This is a genomic window from Cupriavidus sp. PB-02, assembly GCF_058252315.1.
Map to the genome: position 1 here is coordinate 358,963 of NZ_CM177695.1, position 23,644 is coordinate 382,606.

At 67.8% G+C, this 23,644-nt stretch carries 20 protein-coding genes and 2 pseudogenes; 14 read left to right on the forward strand and 8 right to left on the reverse strand.

Features of this window, described 5'->3' with window-relative positions:
- Positions 1–36: 36 nt before the first annotated feature.
- A pseudogene (locus AC10V3_RS22345) lies at positions 37–207 on the reverse strand (Zn-dependent oxidoreductase); the annotation flags it as partial.
- Here AC10V3_RS22345 and AC10V3_RS22350 point away from each other — a divergent pair.
- Positions 203–1,518 (forward strand): annotated as a pseudogene (locus tag AC10V3_RS22350) (TRAP transporter large permease); the annotation flags it as partial. The pseudogenes AC10V3_RS22345 and AC10V3_RS22350 overlap by 5 nt on opposite strands.
- 84 nt (positions 1,519–1,602) lie before the next feature.
- On the opposite strand, the gene AC10V3_RS22355 reads toward AC10V3_RS22350, so the two are convergent.
- The 3 genes from AC10V3_RS22355 to AC10V3_RS22365 all read right to left on the reverse strand — a co-directional run bounded on the left by AC10V3_RS22355 (position 1,603) and on the right by AC10V3_RS22365 (position 4,435).
- Positions 1,603–2,592: a Bug family tripartite tricarboxylate transporter substrate binding protein gene (locus AC10V3_RS22355; protein ID WP_022537570.1), complete on the reverse strand. Its 990-nt coding sequence runs from the start codon at positions 2,590–2,592 to the stop codon at positions 1,603–1,605.
- A 79-nt stretch (positions 2,593–2,671) separates the two neighbouring features.
- Entirely contained in the window at positions 2,672–3,658 is a 987-nt protein-coding gene (locus AC10V3_RS22360) for a tripartite tricarboxylate transporter substrate binding protein (RefSeq protein ID WP_490924031.1), read from the reverse strand.
- Between the two features lie 27 nt (positions 3,659–3,685).
- Positions 3,686–4,435 (reverse strand): GntR family transcriptional regulator, encoded by a 750-nt coding sequence (locus AC10V3_RS22365; RefSeq protein WP_022537572.1) that lies wholly within the window; start codon positions 4,433–4,435, stop codon positions 3,686–3,688.
- A gap of 120 nt (positions 4,436–4,555) precedes the next feature.
- Between AC10V3_RS22365 and AC10V3_RS22370 the strand changes: the two genes are divergently transcribed.
- Complete coding sequence (locus AC10V3_RS22370; RefSeq protein WP_022537573.1) at positions 4,556–5,410, forward strand: amidohydrolase family protein; 855 nt, start codon at positions 4,556–4,558, stop codon at positions 5,408–5,410.
- A gap of 135 nt (positions 5,411–5,545) precedes the next feature.
- Positions 5,546–5,896 (forward strand): MoaF-related domain-containing protein, encoded by a 351-nt coding sequence (locus AC10V3_RS22375; RefSeq protein WP_022537574.1) that lies wholly within the window; start codon positions 5,546–5,548, stop codon positions 5,894–5,896.
- 77 nt (positions 5,897–5,973) lie between these two features.
- On the opposite strand, the gene AC10V3_RS22380 is transcribed toward AC10V3_RS22375, so the two are convergent.
- Complete coding sequence (locus AC10V3_RS22380; RefSeq protein ID WP_022537575.1) at positions 5,974–6,996, reverse strand: aldo/keto reductase; 1,023 nt, start codon at positions 6,994–6,996, stop codon at positions 5,974–5,976.
- Positions 6,997–7,098: 102 nt separating this feature from the next.
- Here AC10V3_RS22380 and AC10V3_RS22385 point away from each other — a divergent pair, with 102 nt between their 5' ends.
- The 11 genes from AC10V3_RS22385 to mdcH all read left to right on the forward strand — a co-directional run bounded on the left by AC10V3_RS22385 (position 7,099) and on the right by mdcH (position 19,192).
- A complete protein-coding gene (locus AC10V3_RS22385; protein WP_022537576.1) occupies positions 7,099–8,043 on the forward strand; it encodes a LysR family transcriptional regulator in 945 nt (314 codons plus the stop codon).
- 459 nt (positions 8,044–8,502) lie between these two features.
- Positions 8,503–9,906 (forward strand): SLC13 family permease, encoded by a 1,404-nt coding sequence (locus tag AC10V3_RS22390; RefSeq protein ID WP_022537577.1) that lies wholly within the window; start codon positions 8,503–8,505, stop codon positions 9,904–9,906.
- Positions 9,907–9,939: 33 nt separating this feature from the next.
- Entirely contained in the window at positions 9,940–11,922 is a 1,983-nt protein-coding gene (gene acs / locus AC10V3_RS22395) for an acetate--CoA ligase (protein WP_022537578.1), read from the forward strand.
- A 64-nt stretch (positions 11,923–11,986) separates the two neighbouring features.
- Positions 11,987–12,904, forward strand: coding sequence for a LysR family transcriptional regulator (locus AC10V3_RS22400; protein WP_022537579.1), 918 nt, complete (start codon positions 11,987–11,989; stop codon positions 12,902–12,904).
- A 135-nt stretch (positions 12,905–13,039) separates the two neighbouring features.
- Entirely contained in the window at positions 13,040–14,698 is a 1,659-nt protein-coding gene (mdcA, locus tag AC10V3_RS22405) for a malonate decarboxylase subunit alpha (protein ID WP_022537580.1), read from the forward strand.
- Entirely contained in the window at positions 14,698–15,627 is a 930-nt protein-coding gene (locus AC10V3_RS22410) for a triphosphoribosyl-dephospho-CoA synthase (RefSeq protein WP_022537581.1), read from the forward strand. Before mdcA ends, AC10V3_RS22410 begins: the two co-directional genes overlap by 1 nt.
- Positions 15,627–15,947, forward strand: a complete 321-nt coding sequence (locus AC10V3_RS22415; RefSeq protein ID WP_022537582.1) for a malonate decarboxylase subunit delta — start codon at positions 15,627–15,629, stop codon at positions 15,945–15,947. The genes AC10V3_RS22410 and AC10V3_RS22415 overlap by 1 nt, the downstream gene beginning before the upstream one ends.
- Complete coding sequence (locus AC10V3_RS22420) at positions 15,944–16,795, forward strand: biotin-independent malonate decarboxylase subunit beta (RefSeq protein WP_022537583.1); 852 nt, start codon at positions 15,944–15,946, stop codon at positions 16,793–16,795. The genes AC10V3_RS22415 and AC10V3_RS22420 overlap by 4 nt, the downstream gene beginning before the upstream one ends.
- Positions 16,792–17,628: a biotin-independent malonate decarboxylase subunit gamma gene (gene mdcE / locus AC10V3_RS22425; RefSeq protein WP_022537584.1), complete on the forward strand. Its 837-nt coding sequence runs from the start codon at positions 16,792–16,794 to the stop codon at positions 17,626–17,628. The genes AC10V3_RS22420 and mdcE overlap by 4 nt, the downstream gene beginning before the upstream one ends.
- The gene (locus AC10V3_RS22430; protein ID WP_490924032.1) at positions 17,616–18,263 is read left to right on the forward strand and encodes a malonate decarboxylase holo-ACP synthase; all 648 of its coding nucleotides are present in this window, start codon (positions 17,616–17,618) and stop codon (positions 18,261–18,263) included. Before mdcE ends, AC10V3_RS22430 begins: the two co-directional genes overlap by 13 nt.
- A complete protein-coding gene (gene mdcH, locus AC10V3_RS22435) occupies positions 18,260–19,192 on the forward strand; it encodes a malonate decarboxylase subunit epsilon (protein WP_022537586.1) in 933 nt (310 codons plus the stop codon). Before AC10V3_RS22430 ends, mdcH begins: the two co-directional genes overlap by 4 nt.
- Before the next feature lie 18 nt (positions 19,193–19,210).
- Here the strand turns inward: mdcH and AC10V3_RS22440 are convergent, their stop codons facing one another.
- From AC10V3_RS22440 to AC10V3_RS22450, 3 genes are read right to left on the reverse strand one after another with little or no spacing between them, the layout of a single operon-like run.
- The gene (locus AC10V3_RS22440) at positions 19,211–19,870 is read right to left on the reverse strand and encodes a DUF2894 domain-containing protein (RefSeq protein ID WP_022537587.1); all 660 of its coding nucleotides are present in this window, start codon (positions 19,868–19,870) and stop codon (positions 19,211–19,213) included.
- Entirely contained in the window at positions 19,863–20,510 is a 648-nt protein-coding gene (locus tag AC10V3_RS22445; protein WP_022537588.1) for an OmpA family protein, read from the reverse strand. The genes AC10V3_RS22440 and AC10V3_RS22445 overlap by 8 nt, the downstream gene beginning before the upstream one ends.
- Complete coding sequence (locus tag AC10V3_RS22450; protein ID WP_490924033.1) at positions 20,507–23,644, reverse strand: DUF802 domain-containing protein; 3,138 nt, start codon at positions 23,642–23,644, stop codon at positions 20,507–20,509. The genes AC10V3_RS22445 and AC10V3_RS22450 overlap by 4 nt, the downstream gene beginning before the upstream one ends.

Here is a 23,644-nt window from a genome sequence, read left to right on the forward strand (position 1 = left end):
GGCCCTTGTCACGCTGACGGAGGTGCAGGCATCGGCTTAGCCGCCGTGGGACGCCTCGCCAAAATCGAGCAACACCTTGCAGCTCTGCTGCGGATGGCGTTCAGCCAGGTCGAAGGCGGCGGCGACGTCGCGGAAGTCGAACTGGTGCGTGACGATGTGGCCGGGATTCACCAGGCCGCGCGTGATCCAGTCGATCACGGTGGGGAAGTGGCTGCTGTCGCCGACGCTGATGGAACTGGGCAATGCCAACCTGGTGATCTTCTTCCTGCTGATGCTCGTCACCTGCGTCGTCATCGGCGTGCCCATCGCCTTCGCTTTCGGGCTGGCGACCTTGTCATACCTGGCGCTGTCCACCGCCACGCCGCTGTCCATCATCCCGAACCGCATGCAGGACGGGATGTCCCACCTGATCCTGCTGGCGGTGCCTTTGTTTGTCTTCCTGGGCGGGCTGATCGAGATGACCGGTCTTGCGCGGGCGATGATCAGCTTCCTCGTCACGCTGATCGGCCACGTGCGCGGCGGCCTGCAGCATGTACTGCTGGGCGCGATGTATATCGTCTCCGGCATCTCCGGCGCCAAGGCCGCCGACATGGCTGCAGTGGCCCCGGCGCTGTTTCCGGAGATGAGGAAGCGCGGTGCCAGGGACGGCGACCTGATCGGCTTGCTATCGGCATCGGGGGCCATGTCAGAAACTATTCCGCCAAGCATTGTGCTGATCACGGTCGGGTCGGTGACCGGCGTGTCGATCACGTCGTTGTTTATCGGCGGCCTGATGCCGGCTGTGGTCGGGCTGGTCATGATGGCCTTCGTGGTCTGGTCCCAGACGCGCAGGGAGGACATGAGCGCTGCCGTACGTGCGCCACGGCGGGAAATCCTCAGGTCCCTGCTGGTTGCGCTGCCCGCGCTGGCGCTGCCGGTCATTATCCGCAGCGCGGTCGTGGAGGGCATGGCCACGGCAACCGAGGTATCGACCATCGGTATCTTCTATACCGTGCTGGCGGGCGTCGTGGTCTATCGGCAGTTCGACTGGCGCCGGATCTACCCGATGCTGCTTGATACGGCGGCGCTGTCGGGTGCGATCCTGCTGATTGTCGGCTGCGCCACCACCATGGCGTGGGCGCTGACGCAATCAGGTTTGCCGAGGACCTGGTCGGCATCATGTCCGCCGTGCCAGGCGGCAAGATCGGCTTCTTGCTCGTTTCTGCGCTGGCCTTTGTCATCCTGGGCAGCCTGCTGGAGGGCATCCCCGCGATCGTGCTGTTCGGGCCCTTGCTGTTCCCGATTGCGAAGCTGGTCGGCGTGCATGAGGTGCACTACGCGATGGTGGTGATCTTCGCGATGGGGCTGGGTTTGTTCGCGCCGCCTTTTGGCGTGGGGTTCTATGCGGCCTGTGCGATCGGACGGGTTTCACCCGATGTGGCGATGCCGCGGGTCTGGTCGCATATGGCGGCGCTGTTTATCGCGCTGTTGCTGTTGCTGTTGACGTTGGTGCCTTGGTTCTCCATCGGCTTCCTGTGACCAGCGCTGCGCGGTGCGTAGTCCAAAGCTGACAAGCCGCCTTCCGGCGGCTTGTCCTCCTGTCAGTGCGTTTCACCCGCCAGATCAATCCGGCTTGATCCCCGCCCGCGCGATGATCGGCTTCCATCGCTGCTGTTCCTGCGCGATAAACTTCGCGAACTCCGCGGGCGTATTGCCGATGACAATGGCCGCGTCCCCGCTGAGGCGCTCGACCGACGTGGGGCTCTTCACTGCCTTGATGGTCGCATCGGCCAGCTTGTCCGCGGCAGCCTGCGGCAGCGACGCGGGTGCGAGCAGCCCGTACCATTGCGTCATCTCGAAATTGGCATAGCCCTGCTCCGCCACGGTGGGCACGTCCGGCAGCTGCGGGATGCGTTGGGTCGTGCCCGTGGCGATGCAACGCACCTTGCCCGCCTTGATGAACTGGAGGATCGCCGGCGCGCCCACTGCTGCGGCATCCAGCCGGCCCGAGAGCAGGTCGGTGATCTGCGGGCCGCTGCCGCGATACGGCACGTGGGTGATAAAGGTGCCGGTCGCGGCCTTCAGGTATTCGAACGCGAGATGGCCGGCGCTGCCGTTGCCGGCCGAGCCGTAGTTCAGCTTGCCGGGCTTGCTCTTGGCAAGCGCGACGAATTCCTTCAGGTTCTTCGCCGGCACATCGGGATGGACCACATACAGGCTCGGCACCTTGGACAGCAGCGAGATGGGGCGGAAGTCCTTGTTGGGGTCGTACGGCAGCTTGGGGAAGATGAACGGGTTGACCGCCAGCGTGCCGATGTGGCCCAGGATCAGCGTATGGTTGTCTTCGGCGCGCGCGACTTCGCCCATGGCGATATTGCCGGCGGCGCCCGGCTTGTTCTCGACGAACACCGATACGCCGAGCAGCTTGGTCAGCTCCGCCGCGGTGGAACGGGCGACGATTTCCGAGCTGCCGCCCGGTGCAAAGGGCACCACCAGGCGGATCGGCTTGGCCGGCCAGGCCTGCGCGCGGGCCAGCGACGGTGCCAGCGCGCACGCGCCCAGCGCGGCGGAGGCCTTGAGTAAATGGCGGCGAATGGGGTCGATGTCGGTCATGTGAGTCTCCGGAAATATTGGGTCGTTAGCGCGCAGGTCATTTGCGCGGGCCATTAACGCGAGGGAAGGCGGCGGGTCGTTACTCGGGCTTGACGTTGCCGTCCCTGATGACCTTGGCCCATAGCCTGGTCTGTCCGTCGATGAACTGGCGCGCCTGCGCGGGCGGGGCGGCGACCAGCTCGCCACCCAGCTCGGTCACGCGCTGTTTGATCTCCGGGCTGTTCATGACTTTCTGCAAGGCATCGGCAAGCTTGCCGGCGATTGGCTCGGGCGTTGCGGCCGGCAGGAAGGCGGCATTCCACTCGTAGACCTCGTAGCCCGCCACGCCGGCTTCCTGCATCGTTGGCACATCCGGCAGCGCGCTGGTGCGGCTATGGCTGGTCACCGCCAGCGGCTTGAGCTTGCCGGCCTTGATGTGCTGCAGGCTGGAGGCGACGTTGGCAAAGAACAGCGGCACCTGCCCCGCGATGACATCGGTCATGGCCGGGCCGCCGCCCTTGTAGGGCACATGCAGCAGGTCCACGCCCGCGCGCTGCTCGAACAGCACGCCGGCCAGGTGCTGCGCGGAGCCGTTGCCGGACGAGGCGAATGCGACCGAGCCCGGCTTCTGCTTTGCCATCGCCAATACGTCGCTGACCTTGCTGGCGGGGAAGCTTGCGGTGGCGACCAGCACGTTGGGGTAGCGCGCCAGCACGCCCACGGGCGTGAAAGCCTTGCCCGGATCGTAGGGCAGCTTCGGATAGAGGCTCGGGTTCACCGCATAAGACGACGCATCGACCATCAGCGTGTAGCCGTCCGGCGCCGCCTTGGCGACATAGGCCGCGCCAATCTGCCCGCCGGCACCCGGCCGGTTCTCCACGATGACCGACTGGCCCAGCTCACGGCCAAGTCCGGGCGCGATCTGGCGCGCCATCAGGTCGGCGCCGCCACCCGGAGGATAGGTCACCACGATGGTGATCGGGCGCGACGGCCATGCGGCCGCGGGGTCGGCGGCCTGCGCCGGTGCCGGTTGCAGCAGGATGCCTGCGGCGCCAATGGCCGCGGCCATCGCCTTGATGCTTTGCATGAATCTGTCTCCTCGGGTGCGGACTTGTTATCGGATGTCCGCGGTATAGCGAAAGGCGTAGGCATCGCCCCGGGTCAGCCGGTATTCGATGCAGGTTCCACGCAGGTCGAAGGCGTGTCGTGTCACCACCGCGCACGGATGCGCATCCGGCAGTTCGAGCAGCGGGGCCTCGTCCACCGTCAGCGTGCGGAAGGTCACTTCATCCACGGCGCGGTGCACCGTGATCCCGCACTGGCTGCCGAGCAACGGATAAAGCAGGTCGCCCCACTGCCACACAGGCAGTTGCTGCAGCGCCTCGCAGCGCGGCAGCGGCAGCCAGATCGATTCCAGCAGCCGGGGCTTTTCGTCCAGCCAGCGGCGGCGCGAGATCGCCAGGCCGCGTGCGCCGGCGGGCAGCTCGAAGCGCTCGGCCATGGCCTTGTCCAGCCGCACGGAGCGGCACGACAGGATCTCCGAGCGGGGCACGGCAGCCATCGCATCGGCGGCGCCGAAACGGAAGAAGCGCATCAGGCTGCCACCGGTCAGGCCTTTGCGCACGAAGGTGCCCTTGCCCTGCACGCGCTCCAGCAGGCCCTGGTGCACCAGCACGGCAATCGCCTGGCGGATCGTTCCCAGCGCAATGCCAAATTCCTTTGCCAGCAACCCTTCGGCCGGTATCGCCTCGCCCGGCGGCCATTCGCCGGACACGATCCGGGCCTGCAACTCGGCCGCGATCTTGCCGTATCGGCTCACTCCCGCGGTGGCCGCTGTCATCAGGGAAACGTCGTTGTCTCGCATGTCAGGGCGTGGTAAATTGAATGTCGATGTCCTCTAGAGGACTAGAATACTGACGCGGACCCGGATCCCATATCCGTAAATACCCGCGGGGTGCCGAGGGTAGGCCTATGAGGCAGACAGATGAGTAAAAGTGCTTTGCCGGTGGTGGACTGCCACTTCCATGTGTTCGACGCGGGCGGGGCCGCGCCTTCGGCCCGCTATCGCCCCCCCTATGCCGCCGGCCTGCAGGACTGGCACAGCCTCGTTGCCACGCTGGGCGATCCCTGCGGCGTGGTGGTGCAGACCAGCTTTCTCGGCACTGACAATTCCGCATTGCTTGCCGCGCTGCGCGCCATGCCCGCGCGTTTGCGAGGTGTCGCGGTGGTGGATCCGGGCGTGTCCGACGATGCCTTGCGCGAACTGCATGACGCCGGCGTGCGCGGCATCCGGCTGAACCTGTACCGCGATCCCGACTGGCAGCGCATTGCCACCGCACCCTGGCGCGTGCTGTTCGCGCGCATCGCTGCGTTGGGCTGGCATGTCGAACTTCATACCGACAATGGCGACGGCAGCACCGTGCTGGCGCAACTGGATGTCGCACTGGGCGACACCGGCGTACCGGTCGTGATCGACCACTTCGGCAGGCCGGGCGCCGCCGGTATCGACGATCCGGTTTTCAGCGTGGCCGCGGCTGTGCGCGAGCGCCGCCAGGTATGGGTCAAGTTCAGCGCGCCTTACAGGCTGAATGCGCTGCAGGATTGGCGGCAGCTGGCGCGGAAGTGGCTCGATGTCGCGGGTGCCGACAGGCTGCTGTGGGGCAGCGACTGGCCGTGGACCAATCATGAGGCGCCGGCGCGGGCGAAGGAATGCGAAGCCTTGTCGGGGTGGCTGGGCACGCCGTTGCCGGGTATTGCGGAGATGCCGCGCGATGCGTTGGCGGATGCGTTCCGGTGGAGGAATGCGGCGGCGTTGTATGGCTTTGCGATGGAACAGTAGGGTCGCAATCCCACGCCGGGATCGCTCCTATTCTTGATTTCAGCGCAAATATCATTCGCGCATCCAAGGCTGTTTCGCAAGGCGTGTCCTGCCCAGAATGCCTCCTGTTTGCTCGACCAGAACAGGAGATTCCCAATGAAGCCCTTCGCAGCATCCAGGCCGCCCTTCGCCGGCCGCAGCTACCGCGTCGACTACGAGGGCTTGTCCGCCCACAACATCTATGCCGAGGATGGCCGCTCGTTGCGCTACGCCATCGTCTCAGGCCCCTACGCGGGCGCAAGTGGCGAGGCCGCGTGCGAATGGCGCCAGGTTGCAGAAGGGATCTACGTGATCTCGTGGCAGGAGGCCAACGGCGCCACGGTGGTCCATGTCGACGACTTTGCGCGTGGGCAATCGCAGGCGTTCTTTACCACGCCGGACCTGCAGTTCGTGCGCATGCAGGGGCCGCTGGTGCCGCTGCAGGAGGGCGAGCCCGCTGCTGGCTGAGGCGTTGGCAAAGAGGGGCCGCCGTGGCCGCGTCGGGCCGCGGCGGTTGTGCATGCCGGCATCACGCCGGCGCTGCCTCAGGCCTGGTCGATGGGAAGCGGTGCCTCGGGCGCGACGAGCCCTTGCGCGCGCAGCTCGCGCCAGAAGTCCGCCGGAACGGCCTCGGCAAGCGCTGCCTGGTCCTCGGCGATCCGCTCGGGGCGGCTCGCGCCCGGGATCACCGCGGCGACCGCCGGATGGGCCAGCGAGAACTGCAGCGCCGCCGCCTTGACGCTGATGCCGTGGCGTTGCGCGAGCGCCTTGATGCGCTCCACCCTGGCGAGGATCTCGGGCGGGGCCTTCTGGTATTCGAAGTGCGTACCGCCGGCGAGGATGCCGGAGCTGTACGGACCGCCGACCACGATCTCGGTATTGCGCCGGGCCGCGGCCGGCATCACGCGCTGCAGCGCGCGGCCATGGTCGAGCAGCGTGTAGCGGCCCGCCAGCAGGAAGCCGTCCGGCTGCGGCTCATCCAGGTCGAGCGTCAGCTCGATCGGCTCGACGCGGTTGACGCCGAGGCCCCAGGCCTTGATGGCGCCTTGCTCGCGCAGGCGGGTCAGCACGCGGAACGCGCCCTTGCGCGCGATCTCGAACTGCGCGAGCCATTCATCGCCATAGAAGTCCTGCGCGATGTCGTGGATCCACACGATGTCGATGTGATCGGTATTCAGCCGCTTGAGGCTGTCCTCGAACGAGCGCATGGTGCCGTCGGCGCTGTAGTCGTTGACGATCTTGTTGGGCCGGCCGGAAGCGAATACACCGGCCTTCTCGCCAAGGTCGCGCGCGCTGACGTCCTCGACTTCATCCAGGATCACGCGGCCGACCTTGGTGCTCAGCACATAGTCCTTGCGATCGTGGCTGGCGAGGATCCGGCCCAGCCGGATCTCGGACAGGCCGGCGCCGTAGAACGGGGCGGTGTCGAAGTAGCGGATGCCGTGGTCCCAGGCCGCTTCCACGGTGGCCTCGGCTTCCGCTTCCGGGATCTCGCGGAACATGTTGCCGAGCGGGGCGGTGCCGAACCCAAGCCGGGTGCCCGCGGGCAGTTTGTCCTTGATGCTCATGACTTGCTCCATAACGTAACGATTGGTGAAGCCAAGTCTAGGATGGCAACTTAAGCCTGTCTAAGACATAATTGTCTGTAGTTAAGTCCTGCGGAGTCTCAAATGTTGGATATACGGCAACTTCACTATTTCGTCGCGGTGGCCGAGGACGAGCACGTGGGCCGGGCCGCCGAGCGCCTGCATATCTCGCAATCCCCGCTGAGCCGGCAGATCGCGCAGCTCGAGGACAAGCTCGGGCTTATGCTGTTCGAGCGCTCCCAGCAGCGCATCCGCCTCACGCCCGACGGACGCACGTTCCTGGCGGAGACCAAGGCCTTCCTGACCCATGCCAACCGGCTTGAATCGCTGGCGCGGCGCCTTGGCAAGGGCGACGAGGGCGGGCTGTGCATCGGCTACCTGGAATACGCGATGCATTCAGGCGTGCTGCCCAATGCGCTGCGCGCCTTGCGCGCCGAGCGGCCCGCGGTCCACATCGCGCTCTACAACTACAACTCGGCCGCGCAGATCGAGGGCTTGCGCCAGCGCAGCCTCGACATCGCCCTGGTCTGCGAGCCGCCCGCGCCCGACGATCCCGACCTCGAGTGCGCGCAGGTGCTCAACGATCCGATGCTGCTCGCGATGCCCGAGGGCCATCCGCTGGCCGCTGTCGCGCAGCTGACGCCCGAGGATTTGGCCGTGCAGAAGTGGATCGGCGTGATGCACAAGGAGAACGCGCTGGGCCATGATCCCTTTATCGCTGCCTGCGCGCGCGCCGGCTTCACACCCGCGATCACGATGGAGGCCACCGAGCCGCTGGCCGCGCTCGGACTGGTTGCCGCCGGGCTCGGCGTGACCATGATCCAGCAGAGCCTGCGCCACCAGGCACCGGGCGGCGTGGTGCTGCACGACCTGTCGTGGTTCACGTACCGCACGCCGCTGTGGGCCGCCTGGCACAAGGTCAACCTGCGCCCGCTGGTGGAGATTTTCCGCAAGACGCTGCTGGCCACGAGTGCCGACGCGCTCGCCGGCACGCCGGCCTATCCGCGCCTGACGCCGGCTGCGGCGTGAGCGGCTCGGCGTGCACCTGTACTTCCCGAGCCGCCGCCAGTCATCTCCTGCCTTTGCGTTGCTGGGATGCCTTGCGCTATCGCGCTTGATGTGGCGGACGTTGGTCAGGGTTTTCCCTGCGTAGCCTGTGGCCCGTGCAGAGCGCGCACCTCGTGCCGGCCCGGCCAGTTCCGATTTCCGTAAGGATCCGCGTCGCGGCTTAATTGACGCTCGGTCCCCGTCTTCTTATCGTTGGTCCCATAACAGCAAAGCTGAAATGACGACCGGCCTGCGCGATTCTCCTGCGGGCTGTATCGCGCTATCCCAGGAGACAGACGTGACCATCCACAGCATCCCCACCTCGCCGTAGCGGCCGCCCCGGGGGCGGCCCGCGCTTCCGGCACTCCCTGCCAAAGCACTTCCTTCGCTTGACCCACCAAGCGGCGGGCGCCCCTGCGCGCCTTCCGCGACGGAGACGCTATGTCGCAACACCTGATTTCCATCTCTGTCCTGGCGCTGATGTTTGTCATCGCCACGGTCCTGCCCATCAATATGGGCGCGCTGGCCTTCGTCGGCGCGTTCCTGGTCGGCACCCTGGTTGCCGCGATGCCGGCCAAGGGTATCCTGGCCGGCTTCCCCGCCGACCTGTTCCTGACGCTGGTCGGCATCACTTACCTGTTCGCCGTGGCGCAGAACAACGGCACCATCGACTGGCTGGTGAGGCTTGCGGTGCGCGCCGTGGGCGGCCGGATCGCGGCGATTCCGTGGATCATGTTCATGATCGCGGCGGTGCTGACCTCGGTCGGCGCGGTCAGCCCGGCAGCGGTGGCGATCATTGCGCCGATCGCGCTGGGGTTTGCCGCGCGCTATGGCATCAATCCGCTGCTGATGGGGCTGATGGTGATCCACGGTGCGCAGGGCGGCGGCTTCTCGCCGATCAGCATCTATGGCGGCATCACCAACAAGATCGTGCAGAAGGCGGGCCTGCCGCTGAACGAGATGGCGACGGCCTTTGCCAGCCTGGGTGTCAACCTTGCCGTGGCCGCGGGACTGTTCGTCGCATTCGGCGGCCTGCGCCTGATGCGGCAATCGGCGCCGGCGGCAGCACCGCAGGCGGCCGCCGACGGTGTGCTGGCCATGAGCCCTCCCTTCGGCGCACACACCGTGCCGGCGCAGGGCGCGCAGATCTATGGCGATGCCGAGGCCGAGGCCGGCATGGAAGAGCGGAAGACGATGGCACGCGACCGCGGGTCGATGCTCGAGGGCAATGCCGCCAGCACCGCCGAGGCGCCGGCCGGCCTCTACCAGTACCTGACCGTGGCCGGCCTGGTGGCGCTGGCTGTCCTGACCCTCTACTTCAAGCTCGATATCGGCTTTGTCTCGCTGACCATCGCGCTGCTGCTCACGCTGATGGCGCCGGAACTGCAGAAGCGCGCACTGAGCCAGGTGTCGTGGCCCGAGATCATGCTGATCGTCGGCGTCAGCACCTACGTGGGCGTGATGGACAAGATGGGCACGATCGATTTCGTCGGCCACAGCGTGGCCCACCTGACCTCGCCGCTGATGGCGGCGCTGCTGCTGTGCTTCGTAGGAGCGGTGGTGTCGGCGTTCGCATCGTCGACCGCGGTGCTGGGCTCGCTGATCCCGCTTGCCGTGCCGTTCCTGCAGCAAGGCTCCGACGTCAGCGCGATCGGCTTTATCGCGGCGATGGCGGTGTCTTCGACGATCGTGGATGTGAGCCCGTTCTCGACCAACGGTGCGCTGGTACTGGCCAACGCCCAGGGCGTGGACCGGCAGGCCTTCTTCCGCAAGCTGATGATCTATGGCGCGCTGGTGACCGTGATTGCGCCGGTCGTGCTGTGGTTCATCTTCGTTGTGCTCTGAGTTCCTTCCATCGCCTACACCAGACTCGAAAACATGAAATTGCTCGAATCCATCATGCAGGCGCCGCAGGCCATTGTGCCTGTGCAATCCCGGGCCAGGCCGGCCGCCATCCCCGACCTCGCCGCCTACCAGGCGCTGTGCGAAGAAGCCGAGCACGACTATGAGGGCTTCTGGGCCCGCCACGCGCGCGAGTTGCTGCACTGGAACAAGCCCTTCACCAAGGTGCTGGACGAGAGCAACGCGCCGTTCTACAAGTGGTTCGAGGACGGCGAGCTCAACGCGTCTTACAACTGCCTGGACCGCAACCTGCAGAACGGCAATGCCGACAAGGTCGCGATCGTGTTCGAGGCCGACGACGGCACCGTCAGCCGCGTGACCTACCGCGAGCTGCATGGCAAGGTCTGCCGCTTCGCCAATGGCCTGAAGTCGCTTGGCATCAAGAAGGGTGACCGGGTCGTGATCTACATGCCGATGTCGGTCGAAGGCGTGGTGGCGATGCAGGGCTGCGCACGGCTAGGTGCCACGCATTCGGTGGTGTTCGGTGGTTTCTCGGCCAAGTCGCTGCAGGAGCGGCTGGTTGACGTCGGCGCGGTGGCGCTGATCACCGCCGACGAGCAGATGCGCGGCGGCAAGGCGCTGCCGCTGAAGGCGATCGCCGATGATGCGCTGGCACTGGGCGGCTGCGAGGCGGTCAGGAACGTGATCGTCTACCGCCGCACCGGCGGCAACGTGCCCTGGACCGAGGGCCGCGACCGCTGGATGGAAGACGTCAGCGCCGGCCAGCCGGACACCTGCGAAGCCGAGCCGGTGAGCGCCGAGCATCCGCTGTTCGTGCTCTACACCTCCGGTTCCACCGGCAAGCCCAAGGGCGTGCAGCACAGCACCGGCGGCTACCTGCTATGGGCGCTGATGACGATGAAGTGGACCTTCGACATCAAGCCCGACGACTTGTTCTGGTGTACCGCGGACATCGGCTGGGTCACTGGCCATACCTATATTGCCTATGGCCCGCTGGCCGCTGGCGCCACCCAGGTGGTGTTCGAAGGCGTGCCCACGTACCCCAACGCCGGCCGCTTCTGGGACATGATCGCGCGCCACAAGGTCAGCATCTTCTACACCGCGCCGACCGCGATCCGCTCGCTGATCAAGGCCGCCGAGGCCGACGAGAAGATCCACCCCAAGCAATACGACCTGTCCAGCCTGCGCCTGCTCGGCACCGTGGGCGAGCCGATCAACCCCGAAGCCTGGATGTGGTACTACAAGAACATCGGCAACGAGCGCTGCCCGATCGTCGACACCTTCTGGCAGACCGAGACCGGCGGCCACATGATCACGCCGCTGCCGGGCGCGACGCCGCTGGTGCCGGGCTCGTGCACGCTGCCGCTGCCGGGCATCATGGCCGCGATCGTCGACGAGACCGGCCATGACGTGCCCAACGGCAACGGCGGCATCCTGGTGGTCAAGCGCCCGTGGCCGGCAATGATCCGCACCATCTGGGGCGACCCGGAGCGCTTCAAGAAGAGCTACTTCCCCGAGGAGCTGGGCGGCAACCTCTACCTGGCCGGCGACGGCTCGATCCGCGACAAGGACACCGGCTACTTCACCATCATGGGCCGCATCGACGACGTGCTGAACGTGTCGGGGCACCGCATGGGCACGATGGAGATCGAGTCGGCGCTGGTGGCGAACTCGCTGGTGGCCGAAGCCGCGGTGGTGGGCCGCCCGGACGACATGACCGGCGAAGCCATCTGCGCCTTCGTCGTACTGAAGCGCGCGCGTCCCACTGGCGAAGAGGCCGTCAAGATCGCCACCGAGCTGCGCAACTGGGTCGGCAAGGAAATCGGCCCGATCGCCAAGCCCAAGGACATCCGCTTTGGCGACAACCTGCCCAAGACGCGCTCGGGCAAGATCATGCGGCGCCTGCTGCGGTCGCTGGCCAAGGGTGAGGCAATCACGCAGGACACCTCGACGCTGGAGAACCCGGCGATCCTGGAGCAGCTCGGCCAGGCCAGTTAGCCATGCGAACCAGCCGCCACGCGGCTAAGATAGGAGGCCGCCCCCCACACCCGAGCCCAGCACCATGAGAATCCGCATTGGCGAAGAGATCACCTTCCGCAAACTCGAAGCCCTGCTGGCGTTCATGGAATCGGGCAACCTGGCCAAGGCGGCCGAGATCCTGGACACCAGCACGGTCAGCGTGCACCGTGCGCTGCATTCGCTGGAGGAGGGCACCAGTTGCGCGCTGTTCCGGCATGAGGGCCGCAACCTGATCCCGACCGATGCGGCCTATGTGCTGGCGGATACGGCAAGAGAAGTGCTCAAGACCATGGCCGACGGCATCCGCGCCACGCGCGAGGCCGCCGGCTATTCGGCCGACCAGCTCAAGATCGGCTCGCTCTATTCACTGACGGTCCAGACCGTGCCCAAGATCGTGATCGGGCTGAAGCTGCGGCGCCCGGAGCTGCAGACCGAACTCGTGCTGGGCTCCAATGCGGACCTGCTGCAAAAGCTCAAGCAAGGCTCGATCGACGCCACGCTGATGGCGGTGCCCGAGCCGGATCCGGATATCGAATCGATCCCGCTGTTCGAGGACGATATCTTCTTTGCGGCGCCGGCCAACTCCCCTTATGCCTCGATGCCGGCGGTCGACCTGCGCGCCTGCCGCGACGAACCATTTGTCGCGCTGAGCGAGGGTTTCGTCACCTATCATGGATTTGTCGAGGCGTTCCGGATCGCGGAGTTCACGCCGAATCTCGTCATGAAGGTGGGCGATATCTTCTCGCTGATGAACCTGGTGGGCGGCGGCATCGGCTGCACGCTGCTGCCCGGCCGGGTCCGGGGCGTGTATTCGCGCAACGTGGCGTTCGTGCCACTGACCGGCGAGTACGACATCAAGCAGAGCATCGGCCTGAGCTTCCTGCGCCGCCGCGAACGCGATCCCAACCTGCTGGCGCTGGCCGCGGTGTGCCGCATGGCCATGCGCGAGACGGACCAATAGGGCGCCGGGGCCGCTTCCAGCCTTGCTGCTGGCCTCGCTTCCGGCCAGCGTAACGGTTCTCCCCCCGGCGTGATTGTTCGGTGACCTCCACCTGTTTAAGGTGGACCCATCAGACAGACGTCAGCCGGAGATGCGATGACCACCACCAGCACGGGCCGCCAATGGAACACCCGCAGGGAAGCCAAGGCGCGCCGCAAGCAGAACGCCGCCGCGATCGCGCAGGGCAAGCTGGTCCCGACCAGCGATATCGTGCCCTTCCTGGAGGCCGTGCTGCTTCCGGGCGACCGCGTGGTGCTCGAGGGCAACAACCAGAAGCAGGCTGACTTCCTGTCGCGCTCGCTGGCGCAGGTCGATCCCGCGCGCGTGAACGCGCTGCACATGATCATTCCCAGCGTCAGCCGGGTCGAGCACCTGGACCTGTTCGAGCGCGGCATCGCGCGCAAGCTGGATTTCTCGTACGCCGGCGCGCAGAGCATCCGCATCTCGCAGTTCCTGGAAGACGGGCAGCTCGAAGTGGGTGCGATCCACACCTATATCGAACTCTATGCGCGGCTGTATGTGGACCTGGTTCCCAACGTCGTGCTGATCGCCGGATACAAGGCCGATCGCGACGGCAATCTCTACACCGGCCCGAGCACCGAAGACACGCCGGCACTCGTCGAGGCCGCCGCCTTCCGCGACGGCCTGGTCATCGCGCAAGTCAACGAGATCGTCGACGACCCCGCCGGCCTGCCGCGCGTGGACGTGCCGGGCTCCTGGATCGACTACGTGGTGCAAGCGGACAAGCCCTTCTTCTGCGAACCGCTGTTCACGCGCGACCCGCGCCTGATCAAGCCGGTCCACGTGCTGATGGCGATGATGGCGATCCGCGGCATCTACGAGCGCCACCAGGTGCAGTCGCTCAACCACGGCATTGGCTTCAACACCGCGGCGATCGAACTGATCTTGCCTACCTATGGCGAGTCGCTGGGGCTGAAAGGCAAGATCTGCAAGTACTGGACCCTCAACCCGCATCCGACGCTGATCCCTGCCATCGAGACCGGCTGGGTCGAGAGCGTGCACAGCTTTGGCAGCGAACTGGGCATGGAGGCTTATGTTGCCGCAAGGCCGGATGTCTTCTTCACCGGTGCGGATGGTTCGATGCGCTCGAACCGTGCCTTCTGCCAGCTTGCCGGCCAGTACGCGGTGGACCTCTTCATCGGCTCGACCCTGCAGATCGACGGCGACGGCCACTCGTCCACGGTGACCCGCGGGCGCCTGTCGGGCTTTGGCGGCGCGCCCAACATGGGCCACCAGCCCGGCGGGCGCCGGCACCCGACGCCGGCCTGGCTGGACCTGATCGAGACCGACGATCCGCTCGCGCGCGGCCGCAAGCTGGTGGTGCAGATGGTCGAAACCTTCCAGGCAGGCGGCAAGCCCACCTTCGTGGAATCGATGGACGCGGTCGACGTCGCGCGCGAAAGCGGCATGCCGCTGGCGCCGGTGATGATCTACGGCGACGACGTCACGCACGTGCTGACCGAGGAGGGCATCGCCTACCTGTACAAGGCGCAATCGCTGGAAGAGCGGCGCCGGATGATCGCCGCGGTGGCCGGCGTCACGCCGATCGGCATGAAGCATGACCCCGCCACGACGCGCCGCATGCGCAGCGACGGCCTGATCGCGCTGCCTGAAGACCTGGGCGTGCAGCGCAGCCAGGCCACGCGCAGCCTGCTGGCCGCCAAGAGCATGGCCGACCTGGTGGACTGGTCCGGCGGCCTGTACGCGCCGCCGGCCCGCTTCCGGAGCTGGTAATGGCGAGCGCAGCTGCAAGGATCCTGCATACGCCGGCACAGCCCTGGCACCAGCCTGCGGCCTCCACCCGCGCCCAGGCACTGGCTGGCCTGGCCGTCAGCGCGATTGTCGAGGAAGCACGCCTGTCGCCCAAGCCCGGCCTGGTCGACAGCCGCGGCAGCGGTGCGCATACCGACCTGACATTGCCGCTGATGCTGCGCTCTGCGCAGTCGCTGGAACCATCGTTCGTGGCCATGGCCGACGCCGGCCTGCAGGCGCCGCGCGTTGCGTATGGGCTGCGCGAACGGCTGGGCGCACTCGGCCGCGAGGCCGAGGCCGTCATGCTGTCTGCCACCGGCGGCGTCAACACGCATCGCGGCGCGATCTGGTGCATCGGCTTGCTGGTCGGCGCCGCGGGACACGTCAGCGCTGCCGGGCACCGTGCCAGTGCCGCCGCGATCAGTGCTACAGCCGGCGCCATTGCCGCGCTGCCGGACCGTCACCGCCCCGCGGTGACCGGGAACAAGGGCGAGCTCGCGTGCCTGGCGTACGGGGTTGGCGGTGCGCGGGAGCAGGCACGGGCGGGTTTCCCGCACGTGATGCGGCTGGCGCTGCCGGCATTGCAGCGCAGCCGCGCGCGCGGCGACAGCGAATCCACGGCACGCCTCAATGCGCTGCTGGCGCTGATGAGCGCGCTGGACGATACCTGCGTGCTGGCGAGGTCCGGGCACAAGGGCCTGGGCTACATGCAGGCCGGTGCGAAGGCGGTACTCGCCGCCGGTGGCGCGGGCACGGTGGCCGGACGGCGGCACCTGCGCAGCCTGGACGCCGGCATGCTGGCGCAGCGCGCCTCACCGGGCGGCGCGGCGGACCTGCTGGCCGCCACCATCTTTTTGGACCGGCTGTCGCACGACGACGATGCCGGCGGGCACGACTTCAGGGGACTGTGATGGAACAACTGCGATTTGAATTTCCGGCAGGGCAGCCTGCCGCTGGGCGCGTGCTGGTCGGCGTGGTGGGATCGGGCGACCTCGAGGTGCTGGTCGAGCCCGGCAGCGGCGGCGTGACCACAGTGGAGGTCACCACCTCGATCAATGGCTATAGCCGCGTCTGGGATGCGCAGCTTTCGCGCGTCTTTGCCGCCGAGCCGCGGGCATCGATGCAGATCCGCATCCACGATTTCGGCGCGACGCCGGGCGTGGTCGGCATGCGCCTGGCCGAAGCCTTTGAGGCGCTGGGGGGCGTACAGCAACCAGGAGAGGGGTCATGAGCACCGAGGCACTGCTGGCGCGCAACAGCTTTATCGAACTGGGGGCACGCGAGCGCGCGCGCGTGCTGCTCGACGCGGGCACCTTCCGCGAACTGGCCGGCCCGTTCGACGGCCTGCAATCACCATGGCTGCCGCCGCAGGGCGTGGTGCCCCAGAGCGATGATGGCGTGGTGGTTGCCAAGGGACGCATCGACGGGATGCCGGTGGTGGTGCTGGCGATTGAAGGCGCGTTCCAAGGCGGCAGCCTCGGCGAAGTCGGCGGCGCCAAGATCGCCGGCGCGCTCGAGCTCGCGGCCGAGGATAATCGCCGCGGCGAACCGACGCGCGCGGTGCTGCTGCTGGAAACCGGCGGCGTGCGCCTGCAGGAAGCCAATCTGGGCCTCGCCGCAATTGCCGATATCCACGCCGCGATCGTCGACCTGCGGCGCTACCAGCCCGTGGTGGGTGTGATCGCGGGGCAGGTGGGGTGCTTTGGCGGCATGTCGATCGCCGCCGGGCTGTGTACCGCGCTGGTGATGACGCAGGAAGGGCGCCTGGGCCTGAACGGCCCGGCCGTGATCGAGCAGGAGGCGGGCATTGCCGAGTATGACTCGCGCGACCGGCCCTTTATCTGGAGCTTTACCGGCGGCACGCAGCGCGTTGCCAGCGGCTTTGCGGATATTTACGTCGATGACGACTGCGACGCCATGCGCAGCGAAGTCGCCACACTGGTGCGCGGCCCCGTTGCCGCCAGCCATCGCAGTGAGCGCTACGCGCAGTACCTGGCCGCGCTGCAAGACTATGACGCCAGCGTCCAGCCGACACCGGCGGGGGTGCAAGACCTGTTTCAATGGGAGAACGACGCATGAACGCACAACTCCATCCCGCGCCTGGACGCGAAATCAGCCGCGGCGCACGATGGCTGCAGGCGCTGGCGCCGACGGCGTCGTACCTGCCTGGCTTCCCGGACTCGGTGGCAGTTGCGGACGGCGAACTGGCCGGCGGAGCGGTGCGCTGGATCGCGCTCGTGCCGGATGCGACCAGCCGCTTCCCGCGTGCGCGCAACGGCGAGGCCGGCCTGCTTGAAGGCTGGTCGCTGGCGCGCGCGGTGCGCGAGGTGATCGAAGCGGATCGCAACGCGCAGGTCAAGCGCGCAATCGTGGCGATCGTCGATACGCCCAGCCAGGCGTATGGTCGGCGCGAAGAAGCGCTCGGCATCCACCAGTCACTGGCCGGCGCCGTGGCCGCCTATGCCGACGCGCGCCTGGCCGGCCATCCGGTGGTGGCGCTGATCGTCGGGCGCGCCATGTCGGGGGCCTTCCTTGCGCACGGCTACCAGGCCAACCGCATCATCGCGCTCGATGACAAGGGCGTGCTGGTGCATGCGATGGGCAAGGAAGCCGCCGCCAGGATCACCATGCGCACGGTCGAGGACCTCGAAGCGCTGGCATCGACCGTGCCGCCGATGGCCTATGACATCGAGAACTTCGCCACGCTGGGCATCCTGTGGCGGCTCATTGATGTGGAATCGGCCAGCGAACCAATGGCGGCGGATGTGCACCTGGCCCGCGACACCATCCTCTCCGCGCTGGCGGATATCCAGCGCGATCAGGCGCACGACCTGTCGAGCCGGCGCGCGGGGGCGAACCGCAAGGCGTCGGCCGACGTGCGCGCCTGCCTGACGCGGCAATGGCAGGCCTGAACGCCGCCACGCTGGCACCGCATGACCTGGTCTGGCTGGCCGATCCTGCCACCAGCCTCGACCGGGATGCCTTGCCGGACTGGGTCTCGCTGACAGCGCTGCGCGAGATGCCGGTGGTGGTGCGTCGCGATGGCTGCCGCATCGGTGAGATTCCCGTCGGGCTGCGCGGCCGCACGCGCTCGGAACGCTATGGCACCTGGGTCGCGCCCTCGGCGATCTGCAAGATCGTTACGCCGATCGAGCTGGCCGCGCAGCGCACCTGGCGCCATCGACCGGAGCTGGCGACACTGCCGGCAATCGTCGCGCTCGAGGCTATCGCAGACTGGCTCGACGCAGCGGATATCCGGTGGGGCGTGACCGGCAGTGCAGGCTTCTCGCTTGCCTGTGCGCACAACGTGCTGCATGCCGACAGCGACCTCGACCTCGTTGTGCAAGCTGCGCAACCGCTGCCGGCCCGGCACGTGGAGCTGCTTGCCGAACTGCAGCGCGCCGCGCCGGCCAGGATCGACATCCAGGTTGCGACGCCGTTCGGCGGCTTCTCGTTGCTGGAGCGAGTGCGCAGCGGCGGCAAGGTGCTGCTGAAGACTGCGCACGGCCCGAGGATGACCATCGATCCCTGGCAACCCGCGCCATGAACATCCTGTTCACCTTTCCCGGCCAGGGCGCGCAGCGCCCGGGCATGCTGAAGGACCTGCCGGCGCATCCAGCGGTCGCAGCGGTGCTGGCGGAGGCGGAGGAGGTCCTGCAGGTAGCAGTAGCGGAGATGGATTCGCCGGCAAGCCTGCAATCCACGGTCTGGACGCAGCTTTGCCTGCTGACCGCAGGCGTTGCGATGACGCGCTGCCTGGCCGCGCATGAGGCCAGCGCGGATGCAGTTGCCGGCCTGTCCATCGGCGCCTACGCGGCAGCGGTGAGCGCAGGGGTGCTGTCTTTCGCCGATGCGCTCAGGCTGGTGCGGCTGCGCGGCGAACTGATGGCACAGGCCTACCCACAGGGCTACGGCATGACGGCCATCATCGGCCTGGACCGAAGCCGGCTCGAACCGCTGGTCGCGCAAGTCTGCTCGCCGCAGCAACCGGTGTACCTGGCCAACTTCAATGCGCCGACCCAGATCGTGATCGCGGGCAAGCTGTCGGCACTGGCAGAAGTATCGGCGCTCGCCCTCGCGGCCAGTGCGCAGGCCGCAAAGCCCGTGGCCATCCACGTCCCGTCGCACTGTCCGTTGCTCGATGACGCTGCGCAGACACTGGGCGATGCCATGCAAGACGTACCGCTGTCGCCGCCCACGCTGCGCTACTTCAGCGCCAGCAAGGCACGCGAACTGCGCGATCCCCGCAAGATCGCCGAGGACCTCGTGCAGAACATGGCCACCCCTGTGCGCTGGCATGAAACCATGCTGCTGGTCCGTGCCAATGGTGCGAGGCTGGTGGTGGAAGCGCCGCCGGGCGACGTGCTGACACGGCTGGCGCAGCCGGTGTTTGCCGATGGCATGGCGCTGGCGTGCGACCGGACCCGGGTGGATTCGATCGCGGCGATCATGCGGCGCGAGCGGCGAGAGAGCTAGGGTTCTCCGGACGAGCCCTTACTTGCGCGCTTTCCCGCGCACCGTCTTCTTCGCACTCCCGGCTCTTGCCGCTTCCTTGTCCGGCAGCGCACCGCCGCCATGCAACTGTTCCAGCCACGACATCGCATCGACGTACGACAGGAACTGGTGCAGGTAGCCCGGCGACATCTCGCGCATCAGCGACAGCGAGCGATGTACCAGGTGGTTCGAGTTGAGCGGGCCGGCATGCTCCGGCACGTGCTCCAGCGACTGGCGCAGCTGCCGGTCGACGCTGACCCTGGCCCAGGTATCGCGGAAATAATCGACCAGCTCCGGTTCGACCGGGGCGGGGCGCCGCGGCAGGGGCGTGCGCGTTGCGGGAGCGCTTTGCGCGGGCTGCGCATGGGCCTGCATATGCCCGACCAGGCCGGCAAGCATGCCGGCAGCAGGCTTGCGTGGGAGCACGGCGCTGCTGGCGTGGACGCCTTCGCACGCGGCGCTCTCCATCGTCTTGCCATAGGCCTCGACCAGGCTGGCCAGCCGGTCGTCCAGCAGGCGCCGCGCGGCGCCGCTGTGGCCGGCCGCGCGCCGGGCCAGCGCTTCGATAAAGCGGAAGCGCACCGGGTCGAGCCGGTCGGCGCCGCGCTCGCGCCAGGCCTCGAGCGTTGCGCGGACGTCGCCGTTCTTGCCGCTATCCATTGCGCTTGGCGGTGCCCGTGGTCACCCGCGGGATCGGCGCGATTTCCACGCGACGGTTGCGGGCCCGGCTTTCGGCGTCGGCGTTCGGCGTCACCGGCTGCTGCGAGCCGAAGGCCGCCGAGAACACCGACGCGGCCGGCACGCCGGCATCGATCAATGCGCGGGTCACGGTCAGTGCGCGCTGCGCGGACAGTTCCCAGTTGTCGGCGAAGCGGCGGTTGCCTTCGCGTACCTGCTGGTCGTCGGTGAAGCCGCTGACCATCAGGATCTCGTCGCGGCTGCGCAGGTAGGCCGACAGCGGCGCGGCCAGGCTGCGGAGCACTTCGCGGCCTTGGGGCTGCAACTGGTCGGAGTTGAGCGAGAACAGCACACTGCCGTTGATGCCGATGCGCCCGTTGACCAGCGTCACCCGGCCGGCGGCGAGCGGTCCGGCCAACGCCTTCTCCAGCGTCTCGCGGCGCTGCGCTTCCTCCTGCCGCTGCCTGACCTCGTCTTCCAGCCTCGCCGTCAGTTCGAGCTGCACGCCGATCACGCCCAGCAGGATCAGCACGAAGGCGCCCAGCAGCACCGACATCAGGTCGCCGAAGACGGCCCACGCCGGTACGGTCGGCTCCACGCCGGCGTCGAAGTCGTCCCTCATGCCGCCTCTGCGCGGGATGCGCCCTGGCCGCCGAGTTGCTGCAGGTCTTCAAGGATCTGCTTCTGCGACATCATGCTGAGGTCGACCACTTCGCGGGCCTGCGCCACGTAATAGGCGAGTTGCTCGTCGCTGCGTACCATCGACTTGTCGAGCGCGGCCTCGATGCGCTGAAGGTGGCCCATCAGCTTGTCGTTCGAATCGCTGAAGAGCTGCACCGCCACGCCGAAGGCCTCGCCCAGGCTGGCCACCTCGACGGCACTGCCCGTGACCTGCGCGGCGACTGCGGCGAGCTTGTCGGCTTCGGCTTCGACCTTGTCGGTGAAGCGGGTGCCGACCCGGTCGAGCTGGTCGGCGGTGGTGCCGACCAGCTTGTCGACCGCGGTGCGTTGCTCGGTGGAGGCGTGGTTGACGGCGTCGAGCAGCGTGCCCAGCGTCTCCAGCATGCGGCTGCGTTCTTCCAGCATGGCGTTGTCGCGGGCCATGCCGTCGGTGAGCTTCTGGCGCAGTTCGGCGATGACCTCGGCCGCGGCCTTGGGCGCTTCGGTGGCTGCCTGCACCAGGCGCGAGACCTCGGCGATGGTGCTGCTGGCGTGCGCCTGCGTTTGCGTGGAGATGTCGCGTGCGGTCTGCGCAAGCGTGTCGCAGATCTCCTGCTGGCGGCTGGTGGTGTGGGCGCCGGCCTGCTCCCATTCCTGGCGCAGCGACGCGGCCATGGCAGCGAGCGAGCCGGTCCATGCGGTAAGCCGCCGCTCATCCTTGGCGGCCAGTTCCGCCTGCATCGCGGCGGCGGCCTTCGGAGCCTCCGCGGCGGCCTGCACCAGGCGGTCGATTTCGGCGATGGTGCCGCTGGCGTGTGCCTGCGTTTGCGTCGAGATATCGCGTGCAGTCTGGGCCAGCGCTTCGCAGATCTCCTGCTGGCGGCTGGCGGTGCTGGTGCCTGCCTGCTCCCATTCCTGGCGCAGCGATGCGGCCATGGCAGCGAGCGAGCCGGTCCACGCGGTGAGCCGCTGCTCGTCCTTGGCGGCCAGTTCCGCCTGCATCGCGGCGGCGGCCTTCGGGGCCTCCGCTGCTAACTGCACCAGGCGGTCGATCTCGGCGATGGTGCTGCTGGCGTGCGCCTGCGTTTGCGTGGAGATGTCGCGTGCGGTCTGCGCGAGGGTTGCGCAGATCTCTTGCTGGCGGGTCGCGGTGTGCGCGCCGGCCTGCTCCCATTCCGAGCGCAGCGCCGATGCCATGGCGCCGAGCGACTCCGTCCACGCCGCCAGCCGCTGCTGGTCCTGCGCGGCCAGTTCCGCCTGCAACGCTGCCGCGGCCATCGGGGCCTCCGCTGCTACCTGCACCAGGCGGTCGATCTCGGCGATGGTGCTGCTGGCGTGCGCCTGTGTTTGCGTGGAGATTTCGCGCGCGGTCTGCGTGAGTGCGGCGCAGATCTCCCGTTGCCGGCCAGCCGTGTGCGCGCCGGCCTGCTCCCATTCCGTGCGCAGCGCCGATGCCATGGCGCCGAGCGAGTCGGTCCACGCCGCCAGCCGCTGCTCATCCTTGGCGGCCAGTTCCGCCTGCATCGCCGCGGCGGCCTTCGGGGCTTCCGCGGCGGCCTGCACCAGGCGGTCGATCTCGGCGAGGGTGCCGCTGGCGTGCGTTTGTGCCTGGGCGGCGATGTCGTTCGCGGTTTTGGCGAGCGTCTCGCAGATTTCCCGCTGGCGGGTCGCGGTATGCGCGCTTGCCTGCTGCCATTCCTGGCGCAGCGATGCCGCCATCGCGCCCAGGACTTCAGTCCAGGCCGCCAGGCGCTGCTCGTCCCGCGCCGCCAGTTGTGCCTGCAAGCCGGCATGCGACTGGTCCACGGCCTGGACCAGCGCGGTGGACTGCTGTGCAAAGGCGGCCGTGGCGCTGGCCAGCGCCTGCTGGTTGTCGCCGGCGAGCTTCTCGCTGGCGCGCTCCTGCCGGCCCAGCGCTTCGGTCCATGCTGCCGCGGTGCTGGCCGCCGCCGCGTCCACCCGTGTGGCGACGCCGTCCAGCAGGCCGGCCGAGCGTTGGTCGAAGGTCTGAGCAAATCCATCCAGCGTGGTGCGCAGGTCGTTGGCGATCGCCTCGCTGGTACGCTGTTGTCCGGCCAGCGCCTGGTTCCAGATATCGGCCACGTTGGTGGTCGTGGTCTCGAAGCGCGCCGATACACCGTCCAGGTGCTGCTGCACGGCCTGCGTCACGGTCTCGCGCAAGGACGCGGTTTCCTGTGCCAGGCCCGCCATGGTGGCATCCACGGCCGGCTGGATCGCTGCGCTGGCCGCGCGGGCGCTGTCGGCGATGCTGTCCTTCAGCGATTGTTCGACGGAAGACGCCAGGCGCGTGTATGCCACTTCGGTCTTGCCGTGGAAGGCGTCCTGGCTGGCGGCGAGCCGCTCGGTCAGCGCCAGGTTCTGCTGCTCCATCGCGGTCATCATGGCTTGCAGCCGGTCGACCAGCGCGGGCATCACGTCAGCCTGGCGCTGCAGCAGCCGGAAGGCTTCTTCACGCTGGTGGCCGCGCGAGTAGGGGCGCAAGGCCGTGGCGATGCGGGCGTCGAGGCTCTGCGCGGCCTGGATCCGCTCGCGCCGGCACAGCGCGGCCAGCAGCCCCAGCATTGCCGACGTGGCCACGCCCGCGACCGAGGTACCGAAGGCAAAGCCCAGGCCCTTGACCGGTGCCGCCATCGACGCGCGGATCGCCTGCAGGTCGGTTGCGCTTTCCAGCGCGAGCCCCGTGCCGCGCAGCGTCGCCACCATGCCCAGGAAGGTGCCCAGCATTCCCAGCAACACCAGCAGGCCGACCAGGTAGGGCGTCAGCGCCGGGCCGGGCAGGGCGACGCGATCGCCCTCGATGCGCAGGCGCACGGCATCGCGCAGGCTGGGGTGCAGGCGCTCCAGCCAGCTGGCGAGGTTCGCCGGCGCTTCGGAAAGGCTGGAGAGGGCTTGCGACAGGGTGGAAGTGGCCTGCCGATAGCGTTGCAGCTCGTGCGCGCCCGCCAGGTAGCAGCCGCCGATCAGCAGCGTGACGACCAGCGCCAGGGCGTTCGAGCCCGCATAGCTGGCGCTGATCCAGCCCACGACGGCCAAGCCTGCCAGGAAAGCAACAATATGGATGAGGTATCGGGTCAT